Genomic DNA, 2,947 nt, shown 5'->3' with positions numbered 1-2,947 from the left:
GCCTGCGCCAGCTCGGAGCGGACGTCGCCGACATTGGAGACGGCCTTGCCGCCGACATTGAGGATGACGTCGCCGGTCTGGATGCCGCGCTGCGCGGCCGGTCCCTGGGGATCGACCTCGGTCACCACGACGCCCTTCTGACCGGCACCCTGCACATCGCCGGCCGGCGCCAGGCTGAGCCCGAGGCGCGGGGTGCCGGCCTTCGGCTGGGCCTTGCCGTCATCGGCTTTGGCCTGCCGCTCGTTCGGCAGCTCGCCGAGCGCCAGCGTCACCGTCTTGCTCTCGCCCTTGTGGAAGACGTCGAGCTTCACCGAGCTGCCCGGCGCCAGGGTGGCGATGGTACGGGCGAGATCGCGGGAGTCCTTGACGGACGTACCGTTGACGGCGGTGATGACGTCGCCAGCCTCGATACCGGCCTTCGCCGCGGGGCTGCCGTCCTGCGGATTGTCGACGATCGCGCCCTTTGCTTCCTTCAGGCCGATGCTGTCGGCGATATCAGCCGTCACGGGCTGCACCTGCACGCCGAGCCAGCCGCGCGTCACCGCGCCCTTGTCCTTCAACTGCGCAATGACGAGCTTCGCGGTCGAGGCCGGAATGTCGAAGCCGATGCCGACCGAGCCGCCGGAGGGCGAGAAGATCGCGGTGTTGACGCCGATCACGTTGCCGGTCATGTCGAAGGCCGGGCCGCCGGAATTGCCCTTGTTGATCGGCGCGTCGATCTGGATGAAGTCGTCATAGGGACCGTTGCCGATGTCGCGGCCGCTGGCCGAGACGATGCCGGCCGTGACGGTGCCGCCGAGACCGAAGGGGTTGCCGACCGCGACCACCCAGTCGCCGATCCGCGGCTTCTGGTCGGAGAATTTGACGAACGGAAAGTCCTTCTTGCCCTCAACCTTGATCAGCGCGAGATCGGTCTTCGGATCGGTGCCGACCACCTTCGCGGTGTAGACCGTGCCGTCATCCATCGTCACCTGGACGGACTGGGCGTGGTCGACGACGTGGTTGTTGGTCACCGCATAGCCGTCGGCCGAGATGAAGAAGCCGGAGCCCTCACCCGTGATCACCTGGTGGCGCTGGCGCGGCATGCCGTTCATGCCACCCGGACCGCGGAAGCCGAACTGCCGCGAAAACTGGTCGAACGGCGAATCCTCGTCCGAATCCATCCGGTTCTGTTGCAGCATCGCGCTCTTGTCGTTGTCCTGGTCGATCTTCACCCGCACCGAGATGACGGCAGGTTTGACCTTGGCGACGAGATCGCCGAAGCCCGTCGGCGTCGCGGCAGCTTCCGCCGCCTGAGCCGGCGCGATGAAGGAGGTCACGGCGAACGGCGAAGAACCGTGAGAGCCAGCCAGCACAGCCACGCCAAGCGCGGCCACGGTGCCGAGCAGCGCCAGCCGGCGCGGCCGGAGGATGATGCGGGACGTGGTGGTGTCGGAATTGACGCGGTCGTTCATGTCGAAATGTCCATGTTGGTGAAGGTGTCGCCTTGCACGCAACATGGGCGCTGGCACCTTACGGCGTCCCGTCCACGCGATTAAATCTTGGCAAAGAATCGGCGACCGGCGGCCGCGGACCAAAATCCTTGCTGCGCGTTTGATGCAGCTCAATGTGGGCTGTCCGATCGGTGAAAAGCTGCGGCGGTGATGTCCATCGGAGGCGCCGCCATGTACAAAGACATTCTCGTCCTCGTCCCCACCGAGCGCCCGATGCGGGGCTTGATCGACGGCTCGATTTCGCTGGCCTCGAACCTCCACGCCCATCTCGACGCCGTCGCGGTCGGCTATCCCGCGGCCGGAACGGCCTATGTGATGGACGGCGGCGCCGCGGTGGCGGCGGTGTTCGAAATGGAGCGCGAACGCGCGCTCGAGCGGGCCGAAACGACACTCGCGCTGTTCGAGAGCGAAGCGAAGAACGCCGGCATCTCCTATGCCTGCCGCCCTCTTGGCGCGATCCCCGTCGACGCTGCGGCTTCGATCGGGGCGATGGCCCGGCTCCATGATCTCAGTGTCGTGCTCCAGCCGGATCAGGAGCAGGTGTCGTTCGACAACGACCTGCCCGGCGAGATCCTATTCCAGGCAGGCGGGCCGGTGCTATTCCTGCCGCACACCTTTCGCGGCGCGTTCATGGCGAACCGGGTCGGCATTTGCTGGGACGGCAGCCGCGTCGCCGCGCGCGCATTGCGCGACGCAGCACCGTTCCTCGCGCGTGCCGAGGCGATTGTGATCATTGCGATCAACGAGGCCGACACGGTCCCCGGTGAAGTCTCGGCGCACAATCTGGCCAGGCACCTCGGGCGGCGCGGGCTTTCGACCCGCACGGTCGGCTTATCAGCCACGCGCTCCGGCATTCAGCCGGCCATCCTGTCGTGGGCAGCCGACGAAAACCTCGATCTTCTGGTGATGGGCGGCTACGGCCATTCGCGATGGCAGGAACGCATCCTCGGCGGCGTCACCCGCGCCATGCTGGACGCGATGACGGTTCCGACGCTGATGTCGCACTGAGCGAAAGCGGTGCAAAGGGGCAGTTACGCCGCAGCGGGGGTCTCCCATCCAGCGGTTGCGGTGGCGTCCTCTTCGCGTTGGGCATTGCACGCATCGAAATGCGCCTTCAGCGCGAGCTCGGCGAGATATTCGAAATGTTCGGCTTGGCCGAGGAGTTCCCAGTTCTGGAGCGGCCGATAGGCCGCCTGCTGGCGACAGAGGGACGCCAGCGCCCGGTAGCGACGTACGTTCTCCATGAGAATCTCCCTCTCGGTCACACCCGGCTTATTTCTCCGGTTTGCGTCAGGGGCATTGCACTTGTGCGAAACATTTTCTGCGCAACGCCGGTCGGTCTCGGAAATGTTAACGTGTGCTGCAACGCGGCCGCTTTGCTTTGGCGCAAACTTTACAAATGTTTGGCGATTGTTCTCGGCAGCGTGGAGCTCAATGCGGACCCAGCCACAAAG

General features: G+C 65.7%; 3 protein-coding genes. 1 reads left to right on the top strand and 2 read right to left on the bottom strand.

Features of this window, described 5'->3' with window-relative positions; genetic code table 11:
• Nucleotides 1–1,454: Do family serine endopeptidase (locus tag ACXJL8_RS38020; protein ID WP_456686704.1), on the bottom strand; the 1,454-nt coding region annotated here is incomplete at its 3' end.
• Between the two features lie 210 nt (nt 1,455–1,664).
• On the opposite strand from ACXJL8_RS38020, the gene ACXJL8_RS38015 reads away from it, so the two are divergent.
• Complete coding sequence (locus ACXJL8_RS38015) at nt 1,665–2,501, top strand: universal stress protein (RefSeq protein ID WP_456619794.1); 837 nt, start codon at nt 1,665–1,667, stop codon at nt 2,499–2,501.
• 23 nt (nt 2,502–2,524) lie between these two features.
• Here the strand turns inward: ACXJL8_RS38015 and ACXJL8_RS38010 are convergent, their stop codons facing one another.
• Nucleotides 2,525–2,737 (bottom strand): hypothetical protein, encoded by a 213-nt coding sequence (locus ACXJL8_RS38010; protein ID WP_456619795.1) that lies wholly within the window; start codon nt 2,735–2,737, stop codon nt 2,525–2,527.
• Nucleotides 2,738–2,947 lie beyond the last annotated feature (210 nt).

Source organism: Bradyrhizobium sp. P5_C11_2 (assembly GCF_054049755.1).
The sequence above is the reverse complement of the archived record's forward strand: the minus strand, read 5'-3'. Positions and strand labels throughout refer to the sequence as shown.